This window comes from Psychrobacter sp. ASPA161_6 (genome assembly GCF_051970285.1).
GTDB lineage: Bacteria > Pseudomonadota > Gammaproteobacteria > Pseudomonadales > Moraxellaceae > Psychrobacter > Psychrobacter glaciei.
The window spans coordinates 263,114-284,157 of the sequence record NZ_JBEFNJ010000001.1; the positions used below are offsets into that span (position 1 = coordinate 263,114).

The 21,044-nt window shown below is 44.1% G+C and carries 17 protein-coding genes; 12 read left to right on the top strand and 5 right to left on the bottom strand.

Annotated elements, in window-relative coordinates:
- The first annotated feature begins 20 nt into the window (after positions 1 to 20).
- The 4 genes from argE (at position 21) to ACTQ9T_RS01125 (ending at position 4,552) form a co-directional block, all read left to right on the top strand.
- Positions 21 to 1,268 carry an acetylornithine deacetylase gene (gene argE / locus ACTQ9T_RS01110; protein ID WP_440463808.1) on the top strand — a complete coding sequence of 416 codons (1,248 nt, stop codon included), beginning with the start codon at positions 21 to 23 and terminating at the stop codon, positions 1,266 to 1,268.
- 143 nt (positions 1,269 to 1,411) lie between these two features.
- Entirely contained in the window at positions 1,412 to 2,146 is a 735-nt protein-coding gene (locus tag ACTQ9T_RS01115) for a LysE family translocator (protein ID WP_010201504.1), read from the top strand.
- A 791-nt stretch (positions 2,147 to 2,937) separates the two neighbouring features.
- Positions 2,938 to 4,152 (top strand): RtcB family protein, encoded by a 1,215-nt coding sequence (locus tag ACTQ9T_RS01120; protein WP_440463809.1) that lies wholly within the window; start codon positions 2,938 to 2,940, stop codon positions 4,150 to 4,152.
- A gap of 163 nt (positions 4,153 to 4,315) precedes the next feature.
- Positions 4,316 to 4,552 carry a hypothetical protein gene (locus ACTQ9T_RS01125; RefSeq protein WP_440463810.1) on the top strand — a complete coding sequence of 79 codons (237 nt, stop codon included), beginning with the start codon at positions 4,316 to 4,318 and terminating at the stop codon, positions 4,550 to 4,552.
- 101 nt (positions 4,553 to 4,653) lie between these two features.
- On the opposite strand, the gene miaB is transcribed toward ACTQ9T_RS01125, so the two are convergent.
- Positions 4,654 to 6,147, bottom strand: a complete 1,494-nt coding sequence (gene miaB, locus ACTQ9T_RS01130; RefSeq protein ID WP_240215233.1) for a tRNA (N6-isopentenyl adenosine(37)-C2)-methylthiotransferase MiaB — start codon at positions 6,145 to 6,147, stop codon at positions 4,654 to 4,656.
- 347 nt (positions 6,148 to 6,494) lie between these two features.
- Here miaB and ACTQ9T_RS01135 point away from each other — a divergent pair, with 347 nt between their 5' ends.
- From ACTQ9T_RS01135 to ACTQ9T_RS01150, 4 genes are all read left to right on the top strand, one after another.
- Positions 6,495 to 8,615 carry a transglycosylase SLT domain-containing protein gene (locus tag ACTQ9T_RS01135; RefSeq protein WP_440463811.1) on the top strand — a complete coding sequence of 707 codons (2,121 nt, stop codon included), beginning with the start codon at positions 6,495 to 6,497 and terminating at the stop codon, positions 8,613 to 8,615.
- 360 nt (positions 8,616 to 8,975) lie between these two features.
- Positions 8,976 to 9,752, top strand: a complete 777-nt coding sequence (locus ACTQ9T_RS01140; RefSeq protein WP_227679606.1) for a hypothetical protein — start codon at positions 8,976 to 8,978, stop codon at positions 9,750 to 9,752.
- A 302-nt stretch (positions 9,753 to 10,054) separates the two neighbouring features.
- Entirely contained in the window at positions 10,055 to 11,044 is a 990-nt protein-coding gene (locus ACTQ9T_RS01145; protein ID WP_189585494.1) for a malate dehydrogenase, read from the top strand.
- Between the two features lie 265 nt (positions 11,045 to 11,309).
- Complete coding sequence (locus ACTQ9T_RS01150) at positions 11,310 to 11,549, top strand: DUF2789 domain-containing protein (RefSeq protein WP_210540433.1); 240 nt, start codon at positions 11,310 to 11,312, stop codon at positions 11,547 to 11,549.
- 152 nt (positions 11,550 to 11,701) lie between these two features.
- Here the strand turns inward: ACTQ9T_RS01150 and ribF are convergent, their stop codons facing one another.
- Complete coding sequence (gene ribF, locus ACTQ9T_RS01155; protein ID WP_440463812.1) at positions 11,702 to 12,742, bottom strand: riboflavin biosynthesis protein RibF; 1,041 nt, start codon at positions 12,740 to 12,742, stop codon at positions 11,702 to 11,704.
- A 253-nt stretch (positions 12,743 to 12,995) separates the two neighbouring features.
- Here ribF and ACTQ9T_RS01160 point away from each other — a divergent pair, with 253 nt between their 5' ends.
- A complete protein-coding gene (locus tag ACTQ9T_RS01160; protein ID WP_440463813.1) occupies positions 12,996 to 13,604 on the top strand; it encodes an N-acetyltransferase family protein in 609 nt (202 codons plus the stop codon).
- Between the two features lie 11 nt (positions 13,605 to 13,615).
- On the opposite strand, the gene ACTQ9T_RS01165 is transcribed toward ACTQ9T_RS01160, so the two are convergent.
- The 3 genes from ACTQ9T_RS01165 to ampD form a co-directional block, all read right to left on the bottom strand.
- A complete protein-coding gene (locus tag ACTQ9T_RS01165; protein WP_440463814.1) occupies positions 13,616 to 14,236 on the bottom strand; it encodes a hypothetical protein in 621 nt (206 codons plus the stop codon).
- A 127-nt stretch (positions 14,237 to 14,363) separates the two neighbouring features.
- Positions 14,364 to 15,914 (bottom strand): murein biosynthesis integral membrane protein MurJ, encoded by a 1,551-nt coding sequence (murJ, locus tag ACTQ9T_RS01170; protein WP_194619355.1) that lies wholly within the window; start codon positions 15,912 to 15,914, stop codon positions 14,364 to 14,366.
- Between the two features lie 150 nt (positions 15,915 to 16,064).
- Positions 16,065 to 16,655 carry a 1,6-anhydro-N-acetylmuramyl-L-alanine amidase AmpD gene (gene ampD, locus ACTQ9T_RS01175; protein ID WP_440463815.1) on the bottom strand — a complete coding sequence of 197 codons (591 nt, stop codon included), beginning with the start codon at positions 16,653 to 16,655 and terminating at the stop codon, positions 16,065 to 16,067.
- Positions 16,656 to 16,831: 176 nt separating this feature from the next.
- Between ampD and ACTQ9T_RS01180 the strand changes: the two genes are divergently transcribed.
- The 3 genes from ACTQ9T_RS01180 (at position 16,832) to ACTQ9T_RS01190 (ending at position 21,020) form a co-directional block, all read left to right on the top strand.
- Positions 16,832 to 19,024, top strand: a complete 2,193-nt coding sequence (locus tag ACTQ9T_RS01180; RefSeq protein WP_440463816.1) for an Lnb N-terminal periplasmic domain-containing protein — start codon at positions 16,832 to 16,834, stop codon at positions 19,022 to 19,024.
- Between the two features lie 63 nt (positions 19,025 to 19,087).
- Entirely contained in the window at positions 19,088 to 19,927 is an 840-nt protein-coding gene (locus tag ACTQ9T_RS01185; RefSeq protein WP_440463817.1) for an SDR family oxidoreductase, read from the top strand.
- Between the two features lie 88 nt (positions 19,928 to 20,015).
- Positions 20,016 to 21,020, top strand: a complete 1,005-nt coding sequence (locus ACTQ9T_RS01190; protein ID WP_440463818.1) for a hypothetical protein — start codon at positions 20,016 to 20,018, stop codon at positions 21,018 to 21,020.
- Positions 21,021 to 21,044 lie beyond the last annotated feature (24 nt).

The following is a 21,044-nucleotide window of genomic DNA, read 5'->3' on the forward strand; positions in this document are numbered from 1 at the left end:
TATCATAATAAGGATGTTTTATGACTATACAGAATAGTAACGATGATGCCAGTCAAATATTGGCTGATGCTCATTATCCCACCCAAAGTATCGATTGGCTAACGCGCTTAATTGGCTTTGATACGGTCAGTCGTCATTCTAATTTGGCTTTGATTGAAGACGTAAAAGCTTACTGCGAGCAATTGGGTTTGAGCGTCGATTTGACCTTTAATGAAGCCAAAAATAAGGCCAATTTATTCGTCACTGTGCCAGCAGGGGCAAATGCTGACGACGTCAATCATGGTCTCGTGCTATCTGGTCATACCGATGTGGTGCCAGTCGACGGTCAAGACTGGACGTCTGAGCCTTTCACAGCAACCATTCGTGGTGACAAGCTGTATGGTCGCGGCGCTTGTGATATGAAAGGCTTTATCGCTTGTGCGCTGACGATGTTGCCACAAGCGGTAAAACTATCTAATGCAGGCCAGCTGCGTCGCCCATTGCATTTGGCATTATCATTCGATGAAGAGATTGGCTGTCTAGGCGCGCCACTGATATTGGCAGATTTAAAGGCGCGCGGTATAACCCCTGATTATTGTATCGTCGGTGAGCCAACTAATATGGCTATGGTGGTGGCACATAAAGGTATTGCGGTTTATCGTTGCCGTGTGCATGGTAAGTCAGCGCATTCTTCATTGATTGCACAAGGGGTCAATGCCATTAGCTATGCCAGCCGATTGGTGGGCTATGTCGATACGCTTGCCGAAGAGCTAAGTACTCGTAACGGTGCTCTTGAAGATGGGGACGAGATATTCACTGTGCCTTATTCAACGTTGTCAGTAGGTACCATCCATGGTGGTACGGCCACCAATATCGTGCCCAATCTGTGCGAGTTTACCTTTGATTATCGTAATCTGCCGCATATGACGCAAGACGATGTACTGGAACCTATTCAAGCCAAGATTGCGGAATTAAATGCGCAAATGCAAGCCCGCGCGCCAGAGACTGGCATTGAGCTGATGCAAGAAGAAAGCGTGCCGGCAATGACTGATAATGATAGTGCTGAACTACAATCATTGATCGCTGCATTGACAGGGGATGATGAGCGTCATAAAGTGGCTTACGCGACTGAAGGCGGTCAATTTACCAATGCAGGTATTCCAACAATCATCTGTGGACCTGGTAGTATTGAACAAGCTCATAAGGCGGATGAATACGTTGAACTTAACGAAATTGTACGTTGTGATGGGTTTTTGCAGAAGCTGTTAACTAGTTGTGCGGTCAATTAATAGATTGAGAAGCAAGTGATTGTTTTTTCATCTAACTTTTTATCTAAGTTGGCATAAAACACACCGTCTATATGGCGGTGTTTATTTTTTGCCTCTTTTTCATGTTTCAAGTTTATTTCAAATAAAAGAGTAGGGGTTGGTTGATGTCTTGGCACCTGTTTGCGGTATTTTTTGCGAGTACGTTTTTTATCTCAGCGACCCCAGGTCCCAATATGCTGCTAGCATTCCAGTATGGTATGAACTACGGTGTGAAGCGCACATTGTGGACGCTGGCAGGTTTAAGCCTTGGATTGTTTGTGCTACTGCTTTCGACATTGCTTGGCCTCGATGTGATCAGTCGCCAGTCACCTTGGTTGCTGACGATCATCAAAGCCGTTGGCGCGGCATACTTGATTTATCTGGGTATTAGCTCATGGCGTGATGCTGGCAATGGCAGCTTGATGAGTGATGCTCGTGAAATGAGCGAAGAAGTCGCGGCTGACTATCCTTCTTCTGATAGTGAAGATACAGTTGGTACACCGCAGCCGCGCTCACTCTCCAGTGCTGCTGCTAAAGCTGCCCCAAGTAATATGACTTTGTTTCGTACTGGCGTTTGGGTATCGTTGTCCAATCCAAAAGCCATTTTGTTCTTTGCTGCCTTTTTTCCTAAATTCATCAATTTCAGCGCGCCATTATGGCCACAATATATCTTACTGACCATAGGCTTGTTTTTGAGTGAGACAATTTGGCAGATCATTTATACATTGGGTGGTAAAAAGCTCGCAAGCTGGCTCGATGTGGGTGATCGCTTGGCTTGGCTAAATCGTGGTTGTGGAGTGATCTTTATCATCATTGCTGCTGCTTTATTGGCTGAAGTTATAAATAGTTTTATGGTTTAAAATTTCTTAAGTTTTACATTTAAAGTAATGATTTTAAAATAACAGCTTTAATTAAACATAGTATTTTGTATTTAATTAAAATTAATTATTGACTTTATTTTTTAAATTGTTATTATTATCACATTGATTTATCAGCTTCTAGGTAAGCGTTAAGTCATTCCAATAAATCTGCTACTATTGTCTACAGTAGTTAGCCACAACCTATGGAGGAATCATCGTGTCCTATTTAACTACCAAGACGTTTTTAAAGACTGAATTTGTAAACTACATGACAGCAATGACAACTTCGAAAAGGTTTGGCTGAATCTATATACAAGCTATTGAATGATATCCTATTGAATAATATCAACGCATAGCCTTCTGTATCTACTTATGCTATCCCTCTTCTAAGTCTACTGTGTCAAAATCGCTCTGCGATTGTGCTAAGCCATATTGCGCTTGCTGTTATCTGTTTACCTAACATTTTTCTTCACCGTCATTGCCAATAGAGTGCTTCATGCTATTATTTAGCTGATGCTTTTCTATGCGTACAGCATTTACGCAATGGGCAGCGGTTTTGAACCATGTAACCTTTCTTTAAAACGTCTATAATAAATTAACCATGAATTTTTATTGATTTTTTAATTAATAAAAAGACGGTACTTTATTGCCTAAATTTTATATATTGTTAAAAATCTACTTATTAAACGTTATGTTTAATTGAGACAGGTAAGTAATATCTAAAAATAATGATAGTAAAAATAAAAATATTTTGCATGGTTGTTAAAAAAATAAAATGGAAATAACAAGTAATGAGCATTAAATTAATATTAAACGAAAATCGTAAGCACGGCGTACCTGTCAAGATTTACACCTCAGATGTTGAGCAAGGTGCGATGCAGCAACTACGCAATTTAGCTCAGCTAGAGTTTGTACACTCGCATATTGCAGTGATGCCTGACGTGCATGTTGGCAAAGGTGCAACAGTCGGCAGTGTGATTCCGACCAAGTCCGCCATCATTCCTGCCGCAGTCGGTGTCGATATTGGCTGCGGTATGAACGCGGTGCGTTTGTCCCTGACGGCGAGTGATCTGCCTGATAGCTTGAGGTCATTGCGGTCGATCGTTGAACAGCAAGTGCCTGTTGGCTTCAACATGCACAAGCAAATCCAAGCCAAGAACTCAACGCTTGACCCACTAGGCAAACGCCTAAAACCGATTACTGATAAGCATCCAGGTTTACTTAAAATGCTCAAAGGTTTTGAGCGTACTTGGGCGAAGCAGTTGGGAACACTTGGTGGTGGCAATCATTTCATTGAGCTGTGCTTGGATGAGAACAATGATGTCTGGGTCATGCTGCATTCTGGCAGCCGCGGCATTGGTAACTGTATCGGCCAGTACTTTATTAATCTTGCCAAAAAAGAACGTCAATCGCGCTTCGGTCATGTGCCAGATCGTGATTTGTCTTACTTTGCAGAAGGATCTGATAGCTTTGCTGATTATGTTGAAGCAGTAGGCTGGGCACAGGACTACGCGCTTGAGAACCGCCGTGAGATGATGCGTCTCGTCATTAAGTCATTGCAGTCGCCACAAGCGGGGTTGCCACGATTTCAGCTGACCAAAGAAGCCATCAATTGTCATCATAACTATGTCAATGAAGAGGTGCATTTCGGTGAGCAAGTCTATGTGACGCGTAAAGGTGCTATCAGTGCTTATGCAGGTGAGCTCGGCATTATCCCAGGCTCTATGGGCGCAAAATCCTTTATCGTACGTGGTCTGGGCGAAGCTGAATCGTTTTGCTCATGTTCACATGGGGCAGGGCGACAGATGAGTCGAGGCAAAGCCATACGAGCGTTCACCATTGATGAGTTAAAAGCGCAAACGGATGGCGTTGAGTGTCGCAAAGACAAAGGCGTCATCGATGAGATACCCGGCGCTTATAAAGACATCGATGAAGTGATGGCCAATCAAACAGATTTAGTCGAAGTTGTGCATACGCTGAAGCAAGTCATGTGCATTAAAGGCTAACAAGTAAAACCATAGCGAGTCACGACGGTGTCAATCGAGCTTAATGTACTAAGTGTACTATTTGCGCTCGATTTCCTAATCGTGGTCTCACTATGCTATCACTCGCTATGCTATCACTCGAATATATAAAACAGATTTAGATAGATTAAAATATAGGTAAAATATGAGCTTAGAAGAAACTTTAAAAAAGGCCAAACAAATTGAACGGCAGCTAGAACAGCAAGCTGTGACAGGTGTGCAACACTCGCTAGGCACTGTCAAACCGCGTAATTATTTGGCACTGGATCCACTATTAAGAAAAGGTGGTATTCACGAAAAAGAAGATATCGATATTGTCCGAAAAAAACGCCGCCGCGAAACCAAGCAGCAGTTACGGAAGACAGATTGGCTATCAGAATAATGATGGTTAGTATTCACGCACAAAAAAGCCGTTCGCTATTATAGTGAACGGCTTTTTTATTCTTACTCAAATTTATAACTTAACCATTGTTGCCTTAACCGCTATGCCAATACTTCGATTAGCTCACCTTTGACCATGTGCGGGCTGACGAAATCAGTAATACGTACGCTCACAAGTTTACCCAACATCTCATCCATTGTATCAACGTCATATGGGAACATAACCGTACGAGTATTATCCGCTGTACCGATTAAGCAGTCGGGATGACGGTTGGCAACTTGTTCAACCAAGACGCGAGTCGTAGTGCCAACCATTTCATGAGTTTTAGCCAGCGTCGAATCAATGATGACTTTTTGGAATTCTGCCAAACGCTCTTTTTTAGTTTTGAAACTCACATCATCTGGCAACTCTGCCGCTGGCGTGCCTGGACGCTTCGAATAGATAAAGCTGTAAGAGTGATCGAAGTTCAATTCTTTTGCTAGATTCAAAGTATCTTGGAAATCTTGATCCGTCTCACCAGGGAAGCCAATAATAAAGTCACTCGATAAGTGAATATCAGGACGAATGGCTTTAAGCTTATTAATCTGATTGATATAAACGTCAATCGTGTGATTGCGTTTCATCGCTGCCAAGATAGCGTTTGAACCGCTCTGAACCGGTAGATGTAAGTGCGATACCAGCTCTGGCAATTGTGCGTAAGCGTCAATGATGTCATCGGTGAACTCAAGCGGATGGCTGGTCGTATAACGAATACGCTCAACACCATCGACATGCGAGACATAATGTAACAGCTCAGCGAAACGGCAAATGCTGCCATCGTCTTTTTCACCGCGATAGCCGTTGACGTTTTGACCGAGCAGGTTGATTTCACGCACCCCTTGTTCGGCAAGGCTATCAATCTCAGCCAATACGTCATCGAGTGGGCGCGATAACTCTTCACCGCGGGTATAAGGTACGACGCAAAATGAGCAATACTTTGAGCAACCTTCCATAATAGAGACAAAGGCTTTAAAGCCTTCTACTCTTGGCTCAGGCAAAAAATCAAACTTTTCGATGCTAGGAAAGGACACATCAATCGTACCAATACGGTTTTTAGGCGCGATATCACGCTGCTCGTTTGACTGATCATACAGCTCTGGCAAGCGATGCAAGGTTTGTGGGCCGAATACCATATCGACGTAAGGCGCACGTTTTTGAATGTTATCGCCTTCTTGCGAAGCCACACAACCACCGACACCAATGACGAGGTCAGGGCGTTTTTCTTTTAGTTTGCGCCAGCGACCCAATTCTGAAAACACTTTTTCTTGTGCTTTTTCGCGGATAGAGCAAGTGTTCATTAGTAGTACATCGGCCTCATCGATGTCATGAGTCACTTCCATGCCATGAGAATCGCCTAGCACGTCTAGCATTTTGCCAGAGTCATAGACATTCATCTGACAGCCTTGGGTGGTGACAAAGACCTTTTTGGTCACTGCTTTTTCGACGGGTGCTTGGGCTGAACTTGCTTCTTTGAGTGCAGTGACAGCAGGCGCAGTAGCAGTTGTCTCAGCAACAGCAGCGTCATTGATGCGGGGATTAAATACAGTAACACTCATAAGGATAAGTCCATGATTGACTAAAAATATAGCAGGGTAGCCGATTAACAGGTGGCATATTTTATCACAACCCTCTGCCAATGTGAAAAATTAGCACAGGCTATTGGTCATCAATATGATAAACAATTCATAGCAGTATCAATTATTTACTAGAATTAGCAGTGCTTTTGACAAAAACTGCGACTAGACATCATTTCTATGTTACACCGTACTGTCCTATTTATTAACAAAAGGTAAAGGAGATAGTTGAAAGTACAATGAATATAGTATGATGAGTGCTATAACCTTGGCGATACTTAGCGAATCGCTATTCACTTATTTGTAGAGATATCATAAAGAGAGTCAGTATGACAAAGTTGCGTGTTGCTCATAGCATCAAGGATGAAAAGTCTACCAGTAAAAAGCACGCGTCCAAGCGGCTCACAGCCGGTACGCTACGGATGAGCGCGTTGAGTGTAGCGACAGCAGTGAGTGCGCTAGGCATATCGCAAGTCGCTTGTGCAGAGCTGACATGGGGTGATAACGACAGCTATCAGCCAGAAAGTAATTATCAACAAGACAGCAGTGTTGACTCATTTACAGCCGCTGCTATCGCAGCAGATCGCGGTGATGTCAGTGCGCTTTATAATTACGAACAAATGATGAGCGGCGGTTTGTTTGCGATGTATCCCACTTATTGGCGGATGAATCTAGACCTTAACTCACAAAGTTCAGCGGCTGTAGCGCAGTTTGTACGTCAGTATCCTGATACTGTCATGGCTGAGAAGTTGGTTGCGGATTTTGCTGAGACCAAAGCGGGGTCAAACGACTATGCCTCAGTCAGACAAGTGGCGAACTTGATTACCAATGCCGATGCCAGCGAGCGCTGTGCCGTTGCGCTTGGGTTCAATAATGGCGGTGATACCATGCGCGCCATGGCCGCCAAGTCTGATGTGTGGCTGACCACCCAAAAACAGCCTGCCTTGTGTGATCAGCTAGCGATGGAGATGAATAATAACGCGCTGATTAGTAATCAAGATCGCGCTGCTCGTCTGAAACGTATGCTTCGTAAAGGCAAAACTGGCGATATTATGGCGTTGTCATCACGCTTAGGCACGCCCATTGCTTATTCTGCTTTGAGTGAGATTCAGCTAAATCCTTCATCATTCTTTACCAGTTTTGGTCGTGAGCCTGCCAGTCAGACCAATCAGTATCTCTATCTGTATGCGATAGGCCGTATTGCTGACAAGTCTTATCGTGAGGCAGCATTGCAGTTAGATTTTGATATCAAACAAGACAATCAGCGCTCAGTCAAACTATTGAACGATGAGACCCGTCGCTATGCTTATCGTACCATTGGGGTACAGCGTATGAATCATAATACTGACGATGGTTTTAACGCTGAAGCAGTTGATTGGTTCCGCAACAGTTTAGATGACGATTTTAACTTCGAAGAAGCTGAAGACTATGCCATGGCAGCGATTCGCTTTGGTCGTTGGGACGATGTGGTCGAAGCCATCTCAAAAATGGATGGTGAAACTCAAAAAGGCAATCAGTGGCAGTATTGGCTGGCTCGCGCTTATGAGCAATCAGGCAATAGCAGTAAGAGTAATACCGCTAAGAAAATGTATCAAAACCTAGCAAAAAGCAATGATTACTATGGTCTGATGGCAAAAGACAGAATCGGTCAGCGTTTTGACGCCAGTCGCTTAGGCGGTAGCAACTTACCCAATGTTAGCACTGCCGATCGTGCCCGCGTCATGCAAGATGGCAACTTTGCTCGTGCCTTTGCTTTATATAACGCTGATGCCAGCCGCGCTTATGCCAACCGTGAGTGGAACTGGGCAGTCAAGCAAGCACGTGACAATCGTGATGACAATCTAATCATCGCCGCTGCTAGCTTGGCACATGACATGGGCTGGCTTGATCGGGCGATTTATGCCGTTGACAATACGGACAGAGTCGACAGCTTGGCATTATCGCATCCGATGCCGCACCAAGATGCCGTCGTTCGCTACAGTCAATCTGCTGGCATTGATCCGGCATGGGCTTATGGCATCATGCGTCAAGAGAGTCGATTTGTAGCCTCAGCACGCTCAGGTGTTGGTGCTAGTGGGTTGATGCAAGTCATGCCTGATACAGCAAAATATATCGCCCGTAATTTAGGTGAGACTTATAGTGCTAGCCGTGCCAATAGTGGTGATACCAATATCCGTTATGGTACTTGGTATATGGGAGATATTTTGGGCAAACTAAATTATCAGCCAGTATTGGCAACGGCGGGCTATAATGCTGGCCCTAATAATGCCAAGCGCTGGCAGCCGGTCTATGGTTCGTTAGCCGCTGATCAATACGTGGAGTCAATCGCTTTTCCTGAAACGCGCAATTACGTGAAACACGTAATGGAGAACGCTACGATTTATAGTAGCTTATTGGGTCGTAGTCAGCCGATTAGTCAACGTATGGGTACGGTGCCAGCTGCATTTTAGGTTATTCATTTAGTAAAAAAGAAACCATTGACGATAGACTGTTAATGGTTTTTTTTATATCTATTTTTCGGCATTCATTTTTATTTGAATCAATGGGTTATTATTCTGCTATATAGAGGTTTGTATTCTCTCTGATTTCTGTCTTGTTTTTAATACTTAAGCGATGTTTACGTTTCTGCTATAGATTAAAAAACGCATTTTGCTACCATTGCTTTAATTGTTGTCTGTATTTTTTTTGGTTTATTTTAAGCTTGGTTCAATGAATATTTATACTTTGAGCACCTTTATTTAAGCTTGCCCACTCTTTTATCGTTGCTAGATACCTAACTACTTATGATCAAAAAATATTTCAATTTGCCTATGTTATTGCAAGCCAATCGTCAGCTGTCGAATCAGACGCGGGTGGACACTCTATCGGAACCAGTCACGATAAAGTTATCTACGAAGCTAAATGACAGTGCGATACGTAAAAAGGATGCGATAGGCAAAGAATATAAGGATAAAGGGTATACGGTGATGGGCGGGGTCGCCTTGCTATTGTTACAAAGTGTGATGATCATACCAGCGCAAGCGGCCAATGCCGTCAAGAGTGGTCAACGTGTGTTAATGATTGAGATGACGCCTGCATTATGTAGCTTGCAACCAACACGAGTACGTATGCGTCAATGTCTAGAAGGGTATTCATTAACGGTATCAGGTTTAGACATGGGCTATGGCGAGCGCTGTGGGCGCGGTGTCGAGCCGCGCCTGACCCCATTACAACTAAAAGTTGTCAACCGCATCATGCCAGACACGACAGTGCGTAGCCAAGTATGGCAACATTATGGTGCTTGTAGCCCATTGAGTGCCAGTAGTTATTTTCGCCAAATAACCAACTATGCTGGCGCCCTAAAATTGCCCAACGAGCTCAATACTGGCAACAGTTATACCGTCTCAAAATCACGCTTTATTGGACAAATGACTCGCCTTAATAGTGGCATGCCTGCTTCTAGCATTGATTTAATTTGCCAAGCGGGCAGTCGACGCCAAACGATATTAACTGATGTCCACGTTTGCTACGAAGGCAGTGAATTTGGTAGCTGTAGTGAAGTGGTAGATAATTGCGGCAAAAAGTTTATTATCTCAGGCGGTAAGTAACGTTCTTTTTGGCGAACGATGGATGAATACTGCTCATTTATAAATATCATCCTGATTAAGTTACTTCTACTAAAGCTATTTTTTTATCATTTCCTCTTCATTCTCCATCCTTTATCTATAAAGGCTTGACCGATACCAATATCCTCTCGTATAAAATGTAACAATATAGTGATGGATAGCGTTCGCGCTTTCTCTAGACGGTTAACGGGGGGAAGTGCTACACTATCTCTCGGTTTAAGACTGCTAGTGTTCAGTGAGCAAGTCGATATCTATAATGATAATCATCAATTAGGGAGTATTCAATGTCAATGAAACAGCCTTTACGTGTTGCCGTTACTGGCGCCGCTGGTAACATCAGCTATGCGATGCTATTCCGTATTGCATCTGGTGAGATGCTAGGTAAAGATCAGCCAGTTATTTTGCAGTTGCTTGAAATCACTCCAGCACTTGACGCCCTGAAGGGTGTGGTTATGGAACTAGAAGACTGTGCATTCCCATTATTAGCCGGTATCGTTCAAACTGATGATGCAAACGTTGCATTCAAAGATATCGACTATGCTTTGCTCGTTGGCGCTCGTCCGCGTGGTCCAGGTATGGAACGTAAAGATTTGCTAGAAGCCAACGCTGCGATTTTCTCAGCCCAAGGCAAAGCATTGAATGACGTAGCAAGCCGTGACGTTAAAGTATTGGTTGTGGGTAACCCTGCCAACACTAACGCACTTATCGCTCAGCGTAATGCACCAGATCTTGACCCACGTAACTTTACAGCGATGACTCGTTTGGATCACAACCGTGCCATGGCGCAGTTGGCTGGTAAAACTGACAGCACTGTCAATGACGTGAAAAAAATGATCATCTGGGGTAACCATTCATCAACTCAGTATCCAGATCTAACGGCTTGTACTGTTAATGGTAAGCCAGCACTAGATCTAGTTGATCGTACTTGGTACGAAGGCACTTATATCCCAGAAGTACAACAACGTGGTGCAGCGATTATTAAAGCTCGCGGTGCATCATCTGCTGCTTCTGCTGCCAATGCCGCTATCGCACACATGCGTACGTGGGCACTAGGTACAGATGAAAACGATTGGGTATCTATGGGCGTTTACTCAAACGGCGAGTATGGTATTGCCGAAGGCTTAATCTACTCGTTCCCATGCACGTGCACTAACGGCGACTGGTCTATCGTAGACGGCGTTGATGTGTCATCTGATTTCTCAAAAGAGAAAATGGCAGCGACTGAGCAAGAGCTTAGCGAAGAGCGTGATGCAGTAGCTCATTTACTACCATAATCAAATAGCTTGCTAAAACTTTAGTGCTACTTGCAATCATGTTATTTATAAAAAGCCTTCTTGTTTGAAGGCTTTTTTACGTTTAAATATCTGTTATTTTTAATCGCTCTTATCAATTGTATTAATGTTTGAGGCTCAACTATTAATACAATTGATAACGTTAGATAAACGTTGGTTAACAGTTATTAAAATAAAGCTTGCTACAATAAAGTGGTTAGCCTAAATAATAAATAAAACTAAAATTGCACCATATAAGGAGAAAAGTATGTTGGGTGAACCTGAATATAATATGAATGAGTTATTTGCTCAATTGGGACTTGATAGCTCAGATGAAGCGATTGATGACTTTGTTGAAAAACACCAATTGGCAAAAGAAGAAAAGCTAGTAGAGGCAAAAGTTTGGACAGACAATCAACGTGCTTTTCTACAAGAAGAATGGGAAAAAGATGCGGAGTGGGTAGAAGTCATCGATGATTTAAACGTGCGTATGCATCCAGACGCGTAAAAAATAACTTAAAAGATAGATTAATCTAAAAGACAAACAAGAAGTATAGAAAAGCAAAAACCCACGACATTGTATTTAGAATGTCGTGGGTTTTTGCTTTTCTATATCTTGAATGCAATGTGTATGATCTGAGTTCGAGACTTTCCTAAATTCTAGTTAGGCTGCTCTGCTCGCCATTCAAGCAACGCTTTTACATCATTGTGAATACCGACTTTTAGCGCCTCTAAGCCATCATAATGTCGTTCACCATGCAAATAATGTAAAAAACGAACCTGTAAATTTAGTCCATATAAATCAGCCTGCAATTCTGGGAAATGTACTTCTAAACGCCAGTCACTGCCTTTATCAACAGAGGGTCTAATACCAATACTGGCTGTGCCAAACAAGCTGTGTGGACGCAAACCTGTTACGCCTAATTTTTTGTTAATCGCTTGCGTGGTCAAACCATTGGCGATGACTTTGCCATGGTCATCTAAACTCACCACATCGACGGCAAAGATACCGTGCAAAGCAGGTTTTAAGCGCTGTAAATCGATATTAGCTGTAGGGAAGTCCATGGTGCGGCCTATCTGATCGCCACCAACGACCACGCCTGTAATTGCGTAATCACGACCAAGCAGCGTGTTAGCGGCGTCAATATCACCAGCCAATAACAAGTCACGAACGCGAGTGGAGCTAATACGGGAAGCTTTACCACTGTCATCTATAACGGTATGCAGATTGGTCACATCCAAGCCATAATCCCGCAAAAACTGACTGTCGCCAGTACGGTCATGACCAAAGCGAAAGTCGTCACCCAGTACCAATGCTTTTACGTTCAAACGCTTAGCCAATATATCTGCAAATGCCTGTGCTGATAGCGAACGAAAATCAGTATCGAAGCTCGCTACAATCAAAGTCTCGACCCCATGCTCTGCTAGCAGCGCTTGCTTTTCGGCTAGATTGGTCAGGCGCGCAGGCGCAGTAGTGGGGGCAAAAAATTCACGAGGCTGTGGCTCAAATATCATGACGGCAGAGCCAAGATTTTGCGCTTGGGCAATCTCACGAACTTGAGCCAGCATAGCTTGATGACCCAGATGTACGCCATCAAAATTGCCGATAGTCAGCGCACAAGGTGCTAGATTTATCGGATTCGTATGTGCAGACAAAGCGCTCGGCGACGCAATCAGTTGCTCAAGAAAATAGGTGTTCATAAGTTTTCAGCTATGATAAGACCAGATAAAAAACGAAAAAACACACCTATACTAACAATCGATGTGTCTAAAAGCAGCCATTATAAAGTAAAATAGCCCCACTAACATCCTATAGTCGACGCATAGTGAAAGTATCAGTCACTCAGCGTGGTCATTCTTTATGAATTATTTGTACTTGCTTGTGTTATCAGTATGACTATTACCCACTATTATCGATGATACCGATAATAATGCTAAAAATTATGGAGATCTTATGTCTGATGTTGCCTTGAACGCTATACCAACTGATTTATCGACACATCAGCTCGCTGATCAGTTTATTGTGCAGCGTGCGAGTAAAGAAGATTTAGCAGAAGTCTTAGCCATTTATAATCAAAGCATACCTGCTAAACAAGCAACAGCTAACCTTGCATTGGTAACCGTAGATGAGCGAGCTGCTTGGTTTGATGAGCATCTAAGCAGTCCAACAAGACCCATATATGTGGTCAAAACATTGCGAGGAGGGGATGATGCAGAGCAAGCGCAGTCGCCGATAGTTGCATGGGGCAGCTATAGTGATTTGTATGCGCGGACAGCCTATCATATTAGTACTGAGATCAGTGTCTATCTAAATCAAGATTATCAGGGTCAAGGCCTAGGTAGCTTGTTGACACGCTGGATGTTGACGCAAGCGCCAAGCTTGGGCATTCGAAACATTATCGCGCTTGTCTTTGCTCACAATCAGCCAAGTTTAGGACTTTTCCGTAAACTTGGCTTTGCGCAGTGGGGCTACATGCCAGAAGTTTGCGATATGGAAGGGTTTATCGCTGATGTCGTAATGCTTGGTAAAGCAGTGACATCGGATGACGATTCAGATAAGTAAGCTAAAATAGCTTAACCCAAGATCTTCCATTGACCTTCTATCTTCTGTAGCTGATAGGTCAATGGCGCAGGTTCGCTCTGTCCTTTGAGCATCAATTCACCAGTAATAGTGGCACGAGTCTTGTCATCATTATACTTGGTATCAGTGATAGTAACGCCATCGACAGTCTGCTGAAAAGCGGATTGTGTTTTGGCAAGTTCTTTTTCAAAATTCGCCATATCTACTTGATAGTATCCAGCCGCTTCTTTTACATCGCCATAATATAAGCTATTTAGCGCCTGTTTGACGGTGTCTTCTGGCGTACCAGCTTCAGTCGGATTGGTCACTAAGCTTTTTTGTTTGGATGAAGCAGTGATTGGGTTGATGTTATCACTATCAATGGTTGTCTCATCTTTAGCGCTATCCGTTATTTGCTCGCTTGCTACTGTGTTATTTGCATCAACGTCTGCCGTTTGATTGGCTGCATCGATTTCAGGGTTTTCAGCTACGGTAGCTGTATCGCTCGCTGTGTTTGCGCTATCGGCTTCTACATTATCGTTGTTGCTACACCCGCTGATTAGCAGTCCGGTGCTCAATACACCAACGGTTAATAGCATTGGTAAGCGTCGTAACGTTGAGTATTCGACTGTCATAGTAAACCTCAAATTTCATTTATTTATCAATAATCGATTATGACAACTATCAGCGGCATTCACTGTCAATTCTCATATTAAGCTTGTTTTGGTTTAGTAAGTCATTTATTCAGCGTTCACAAATAAATTAGCCATGCTTTAGCTGACGCGGACGGAAGCCTGTTGCTAATAACACCACCCCATAAACTAGGGCACCAACCGCACACATAATGAGCAGAGCCGCGATACGTCGCCATTGAGCCTCATCGGCTGGGAAGTAAGGTAACATGATATAAAGGACACCAATCATAGAAGCGGTAGAGATTGCAAACTGAGTAAACAGCTTTTTCCAGTGGCTGCCAAAACGGAAAATATCGCGCTTATGTAAGAAATAATATAATAAGCCCGCGTTTACGAAGGCTGCACCTGTGGTCGCAAGGGCAAGACCACCATGCAGAGGTATCTCTAAAAAGTAAAATATCCCGATAAATATCACACTAAAAACCATATTGGCAAAGACGGACACGATACCGATTTTTACTGGTGTTCTAGTGTCTTGACGGGCAAAAAACGCTGGCGCAAAGATTTTAATGAGCATAAAGCCTAAAATACCACCTGCCATACTGCGTAACGCCAGCGAACTCATTTGCGCATCACGCAAAGTAAATTCACCGCGTAAAAACAGCGCTTGCATCAGCACATCAGCCAGTATAAATAAGGCTGCTGATGCGGGCACACCCACCAATATGATTAAACGTGCTGCCCAATCAATGGTCTTTTTAAAGCTAACATCGTCTTTTTTGGCTTCGCTTTTCGATAAACTGGGCAAAATGACCGTACCAATCGCTACGCCAATCAGTCCTAACGGCAGCTCACTCATACGTTCTGCCGCATAAAGCCAAGACACCGAACCACCAATCATTAACGAGGCAAAAATGGTATTGAGGAGCAGATTGATCTGAGTGACAGAGACACCAAAGATAGCAGGCAGCATAAGTTTTAAGATGCGTTTAACGCCTTCGTGCTGAAAGTCAATCTTGGGCGCGACCAGTAGCTTTTGTTGCCAAAGCTGCGGCAGCTGTATTAGGAACTGTAGCAAACCAGCGATTGCGACGGCATAACCGAGTGCCATAATCGGTGTATCGAACATAGGGGCAAAAATTAATGCGCCGCCAATCATACATAAATTTAACAGTACGGGTGCAAAAGCTGGCGCAGCAAAACGCCCGTAGCTTTGCAAAATACCGCTAGCAAAAGCAGTCATAGAAATAAATAATAAATAGGGAAAGGTAAGGCGCAGTAGCTCAGCGGTGATGGCAAATTTACCAGGCTGGTCAGCAAATCCGGGAGCAAATAACGTCACTACCCATGGTGCCATCAAAATGACGACCACAGTGAGCATCGATAGAATCAACAACAGGGCGCCTGAGGTACGACTGACTAATATCTGTACCTGTTGTAAGCTGTATTTTTCTTTATATTCCGACAGTACTGGCACGAAAGCTTGGCTAAAAGCGCCTTCGGCAAACAGACGGCGCAAAAAGTTAGGTATCTTAAAAGCGACCAAAAAGGCATCCATCAGACCACCTGCGCCAAACACCCCTAATAATACGACATCGCGTACCAGACCTAAGATACGGGACAGCATGGTCATGCTGCTGACGACCATGGTTGAGCGAAATAACCGACTTTTTGCCATGAGAACCTATTTTGCTAATTTGTTTAATGAAGGTTGTTTACTGATGATTATTTGCTGAGTTGCTGTTATCAAAAAACTGACGGATTATAGCACTTTCATAATCGAGATAAATGGATTGGATGTGGAATTGCTTCATGGTCTTTATATAAGTTAGCCCTTAAGGTTTTTCCCTACCAGTTCACGCAACTTTGGCCAGTCAAAATAATCGCCAGGATCTGTCTTTCGACCCGGTGCGATATCGCTATGACCAGTTAAGTGTCGGCGAGTTTTTGGGTAGGCGTCATATAGCGCAGCGATAACGGCTGCAAGTGTGTCATATTGCACCGAGGTAAAGGACACAAAATCTGACCCTTCCAGCTCGATGCCAATGCTATAATCATTACATTCAGGACGACCAAGGTAGCTGGATCTGCCTGCATGCCACGCGCGCTCGGCAAAGTTTACAAACTGTGTGATAGCACCATCACGTTCTATAAATAAATGTGCTGAGACTTCTGCGCCCTGAATGGTTTGAAAATAAGGATGCGCATCCCAGTCCAATTGATTGGTAAATAATGCTTTTACATAATGAACGCCATCACTGCCGCAGACGCCAAACTCATTCGGTGGTAGGCTAATATTGTGAATGACAATGGTGTCAATAGTCAGGTTGTCGGGTCGTTTATTATAGTTCGGCGACATAAGCCAAGTGGCTGAGGATAAGCGCCCATCCTTTATAGTTATTGGCGGTGTCGTGGACATAGTGCTCTCTTTTTATAATTTGTTAATAAGTGCGTAGCAAATACTTGTGATTACCGATTTTTTATTAATTAATAGCAAGACTCTCTAAAAAATAGCCAATCACAACCTTCTTTTGACGATTCGATAGACCCAGTAACGCGATGAGCGTATGGCTTCTACAGTGCGAGATATTACTCATGTCTATATATTCAAACCTTGTGGTGCATTGCAACTTGTTGGCGACAGACTGTACGCCAACAAAGATGAGCAGGCGCGCGCGTTTACCATTAACGATTGCAGGTCTGTTACTGACGGTACAAGCGCAGGCATTTTTGCCAACGCCAGCAGAGCTTGTGACCACAGGTGAGCTAGCGTTAGATAACAAAGCTGATGCTGGGCTAAATAATAACATCAAGCCAAATAGCATCTCAAATAAAGATGGCACTGATCATTCGCGCACTAAGAATACTATTGGTAGTGTCGATAATAACGTTAGTCATATTGTCGCTAGCAACACCAACACCAACGCAGAACAGCTGCTAGCATCATGGCGCGAGCAAGCAAAAACAGAAAACCTAGCCCAGCATACGACATGGCGACGTTTATTGTACTTCTTTGATGATCAAAAGAATCTAATTGGTAAGAAAAAAGACACAAGTCTCGTTGATGATGCTAGCTTCTTTTTAAGTGAAAAAGGTGCGCAAGACTCAGGCGCAGAGCTTGATGCATTGTTGGTCGCTCTTGCTGAAGAATTAGTACCGACTCATAATACGGTTGTCAAAAACAATACCGCTAATAACTCGGTGCTCTGCCGTTTTCCAGCGCGCGTACAATGGCTGACTGATACGCTAAATATTGATAAGACAAGCTGGCAAGCTGAGTGTCCAGAGCTGGATGAGTGGATGCAAAAGCTGGCACCTGAGCAGCTGTCTATTATGTTTGCCGAAGAGTATTTGGACAATCCCATATCAGCCTTTGCCCATACCTTGTTGCGTATTGACTCAAAGGCCAGTGTGGCTGATCCCAGTCAGATTCATCATGCCTACGCGCTGAATTATACGGTCGATGGTGATCCAAACGATAGTTTTCCAGTTTATGCCATCAAATCCATGACAGGTCTCTATGATAACGCCATTGAAATCGATCCTTACCCAGAAAAACTGGCGAAATACTTGCAAGACGATGAGCGCGATGCGTGGACGTATCAGTTGAACTTGACCCCAAACGAGGTGCAACAAATCATGTTGCATGTTTGGGAAACCAAAGGGTTAGAACTACCGTATTACTTCACCACCGATAACTGCGCCTCTGAGGTTTTACGCCTCATCGATGTCGTGCGTCCACAGCAGCATTTATTAAGCCGATTGCCTTATGCCGTCGTACCCTCTGACGTCATTCAGCTGCTTAATGAAGAAGACTTACTGGCAAACCCTCGTTATACGCCAGCTGACAATACCGTACGTCAAGCCGCGCTCAACCAAGCCAAGGCCGCCGCTAAGCTGGGTTATCAGCCATTGACTAAAGAAGCTGCTCAAGAGATTAAATCCGCAGAGCGCAATCCAGAATCCAGTATGTCAGCAGATGGTCAAACCATACTAGATCTACCTATCGTCGCTGCCAACAATAATCCAATAGACAGACATCCATTGCAAATGGCGCAGATTGGTGTCGGACAGCGTGGTGACAATAACTATATCGATGTGGGTGTGCGTGCAGGCTTCCATGACACTCTTGATCGGGCTGCTGGTTTTTCACAGTTTTTTAATTTAGAAGGGCTGGCAGCGACGCTACGCCTTTATGACAAAGATGCTAACAATAGCAGCCACAAACAGCCGGATAGTGTGGTCTTGCAGAATTTTACACTGCTGCGCGGACGCTCATTTAACCCAGTAAATAGCGCTCAGCAAGGCAAAACTTGGGGCGTCAGTGTCGAGGCGACCCGAGTAAACGATGGCTCACAGCAAGATGGCACGGATCATTTGGTTGGGAGCGTGGGTTATGAGACTGGCTGGTCGTGGGCATTTGGTACACCAAGTGCTGGTACTGGCGAGATGCCGCCGCAGTTATGTTACACCTTGCTATCAGGCACGGGACAAGCAGGGCGCGGTATCAACAAAGGCTTTCGCGTAGGTGCAGGTGTGAATGCTGGTTGCCGTTATCAAATTAACAATCAGTTACGTGCGCAGGCTGAATTGCAATTGCCATATTGGTATCATGGCAGCAGCGATGAGTCTAATGCTCGCGGTCATTACTGGCAGCCGGTCTCAACGTTGGGTCTGCAATACGATATCGATAAAAAACAAGCATTACGTATCAATGCCAACTACGAGTGGCAAGATCGCATCGATGCCAATGACGATGTACAACTGTCGTATAGACGTTATTTTTAGCACTTATTATTATTAAAATGTATAAGCAGTCATTAGAAATGGCGTTCGAATAAAGGATAAATGATGAGTACGCAAAATTTACTGATTATCGGACAAGGTGATATCGGTTTGCCGGTCACCAACAAGCTTGCGCAAGATGGCTTTAACGTTACTGGGCTAGCACGCAATGAACGCGAGCACTATCATCTGGATAGTGAGGCAACGTTTATGCAAGCCGATGCGTTGACATTGACCGCTGAGCAGCTGCAAGACTTTACACATATGGCGATTATCGTCACGCCGGATGACTATTCAACCAGCGGCTATCACGAGAGTTACTTAGCGATTAATCAGCATTTGGCGACGCTTGCTCCAAAGTTAACCAACCTTGAACGTATTGTCTTTATTTCCTCAACAGGTGTTTATGGGCAAGATAACGGCGAATGGATCGATGAAAATACCGCGCCTGTCAGTCCTGAGCGCGAAGCATCAACAGTTATATTGCAAGCAGAACAAGTCTTGCAGCAAGGCTTTGGTGATAAAGCCATTATCATTCGTCCGAGCGGTATTTATGGTCGCGCGCGTCTCATGCGCCTGCGCAAAGCCAAAGAGAAACAAAAAGAGCCAGTAGCCGCACAGCACTGGAGTAATCGTATTATGGATCGTGATTTGGTCAATATTATCACCAACGTCCTGACCAGTACTGCGCCAAAATCACTCTATATCGCCACTGACTATGCGCCCGTCACTACTTATGAGCTAGGCGTTTGGTTAAGCGAGCAAATAGGTGAGACGCCGCCTGCTATTGATCATTCAAAAACAGCAGTTACGGGGAAGCGTTTGCATAGCAACATTCCGTTAGCTTGGCTGGATTATCCTGACTGGCAAGCAGGTTACCGTGACATTTTGAACCATCAAGAGTAAGCCCTTAAGAGCCAGCCCTTAAGAGTAAGACAATTGCCTGATTTAGGCATTCTTATTCGTTTTATATTTTATAAACTATGGAGATTTCATGACCCAGCCTTCTACTTCTGATGACCGTTTGTCTCATGCTAATCTGGCAGCAGAAGGCGGTAAGCTGGCAGAAAACCATGTGCAAAAAAAGGCTGAGCAATCGTCTATGCTAGCTGATTCACAGCAGCCTGCAATCGTTCACCCCAACTTTGATCCCAGACAATCTCCCCTTGACCCTGCACGGCCTTTAACTGATATCCCAGAGCCTGCTAGGCGCTTAAATGGTCAATTAAAACGGCTTTACGGTAACTCTGCGCGGTTCTATCAGCCCAATGAAGACCGCTTTTCGAAATGGGCACTGATTGCTTCAGAAGCGCTGGCTGAGCATTTGTCATTACTCAATGCTGCCAAGCTTATCGAGTTGCCTGATAACTTTTATGAAAATCATAGCGAGCAGCCATTGTTATCAGCATTATCCGATATGACTATGTTAGATATGTCAGATATCCAAAAGGCCATTCGTGCTTATCCAAAACTGCACCGCTTTGGGTTTAGGCCTGCTGATCGCTCTGAAATGATTGAGTCAGATAATAAACGCCACGACGCTTCAGCATCGCTACGAGCATTGACCAAGCGTTATAATCCTGATGAGCTACTCAATAGTCTGTATGCCGATGATTGGCAAGTGGTTTTGCAGCCGCAGCAGTTTGAGACAGGAGAGGGCAGTTTAGCGACAGATATCATGGCCTGTAGTGCTGCTGTCCACGCTCTAAAACAGTGTAGTACGCGCAAAAGTATCAATCATAGCTATAGCGCAGCAGAAATATGTCAGCATGTGCGTAGCTATTTGCTCAGTCAGATTGTTTGTGAGCCCTCGCAGCGGCACGCGTATCGTCAAATTCGGATGTTTTCTGGTCACATTATTGTTGCCGCTTATCATTTGGGCTGGGAGATACAAGTACGGAACGATGGCCAAAGCTATTTTAATGTCTCATCACGTAGTGGCTTACTGACTCGCTATGCCAATATGCAGGATTATGAGATCAATGGTTGGTCAAGCTGATCAATAATGCGTACAATAATGCCA

Excerpts from the sequence above, each read along its gene's own strand:
- argE (WP_440463808.1), top strand. The coding sequence starts at position 21 with ATGACTATACAGAATAGTAACGATGATGCCAGTCAAATATTGGCTGAT.
- ACTQ9T_RS01115 (WP_010201504.1), top strand. The coding sequence starts at position 1,412 with ATGTCTTGGCACCTGTTTGCGGTATTTTTTGCGAGTACGTTTTTTATC.
- ACTQ9T_RS01120 (WP_440463809.1), top strand. The coding sequence starts at position 2,938 with ATGAGCATTAAATTAATATTAAACGAAAATCGTAAGCACGGCGTACCT.
- ACTQ9T_RS01125 (WP_440463810.1), top strand. The coding sequence starts at position 4,316 with ATGAGCTTAGAAGAAACTTTAAAAAAGGCCAAACAAATTGAACGGCAG.
- miaB (WP_240215233.1), bottom strand. The coding sequence starts at position 6,147 with ATGAGTGTTACTGTATTTAATCCCCGCATCAATGACGCTGCTGTTGCT.
- ACTQ9T_RS01135 (WP_440463811.1), top strand. The coding sequence starts at position 6,495 with ATGACAAAGTTGCGTGTTGCTCATAGCATCAAGGATGAAAAGTCTACC.
- ACTQ9T_RS01140 (WP_227679606.1), top strand. The coding sequence starts at position 8,976 with ATGTTATTGCAAGCCAATCGTCAGCTGTCGAATCAGACGCGGGTGGAC.
- ACTQ9T_RS01145 (WP_189585494.1), top strand. The coding sequence starts at position 10,055 with ATGTCAATGAAACAGCCTTTACGTGTTGCCGTTACTGGCGCCGCTGGT.
- ACTQ9T_RS01150 (WP_210540433.1), top strand. The coding sequence starts at position 11,310 with ATGTTGGGTGAACCTGAATATAATATGAATGAGTTATTTGCTCAATTG.
- ribF (WP_440463812.1), bottom strand. The coding sequence starts at position 12,742 with ATGAACACCTATTTTCTTGAGCAACTGATTGCGTCGCCGAGCGCTTTG.
- ACTQ9T_RS01160 (WP_440463813.1), top strand. The coding sequence starts at position 12,996 with ATGTCTGATGTTGCCTTGAACGCTATACCAACTGATTTATCGACACAT.
- ACTQ9T_RS01165 (WP_440463814.1), bottom strand. The coding sequence starts at position 14,236 with ATGACAGTCGAATACTCAACGTTACGACGCTTACCAATGCTATTAACC.
- murJ (WP_194619355.1), bottom strand. The coding sequence starts at position 15,914 with ATGGCAAAAAGTCGGTTATTTCGCTCAACCATGGTCGTCAGCAGCATG.
- ampD (WP_440463815.1), bottom strand. The coding sequence starts at position 16,655 with ATGTCCACGACACCGCCAATAACTATAAAGGATGGGCGCTTATCCTCA.
- ACTQ9T_RS01180 (WP_440463816.1), top strand. The coding sequence starts at position 16,832 with ATGTCTATATATTCAAACCTTGTGGTGCATTGCAACTTGTTGGCGACA.
- ACTQ9T_RS01185 (WP_440463817.1), top strand. The coding sequence starts at position 19,088 with ATGAGTACGCAAAATTTACTGATTATCGGACAAGGTGATATCGGTTTG.
- ACTQ9T_RS01190 (WP_440463818.1), top strand. The coding sequence starts at position 20,016 with ATGACCCAGCCTTCTACTTCTGATGACCGTTTGTCTCATGCTAATCTG.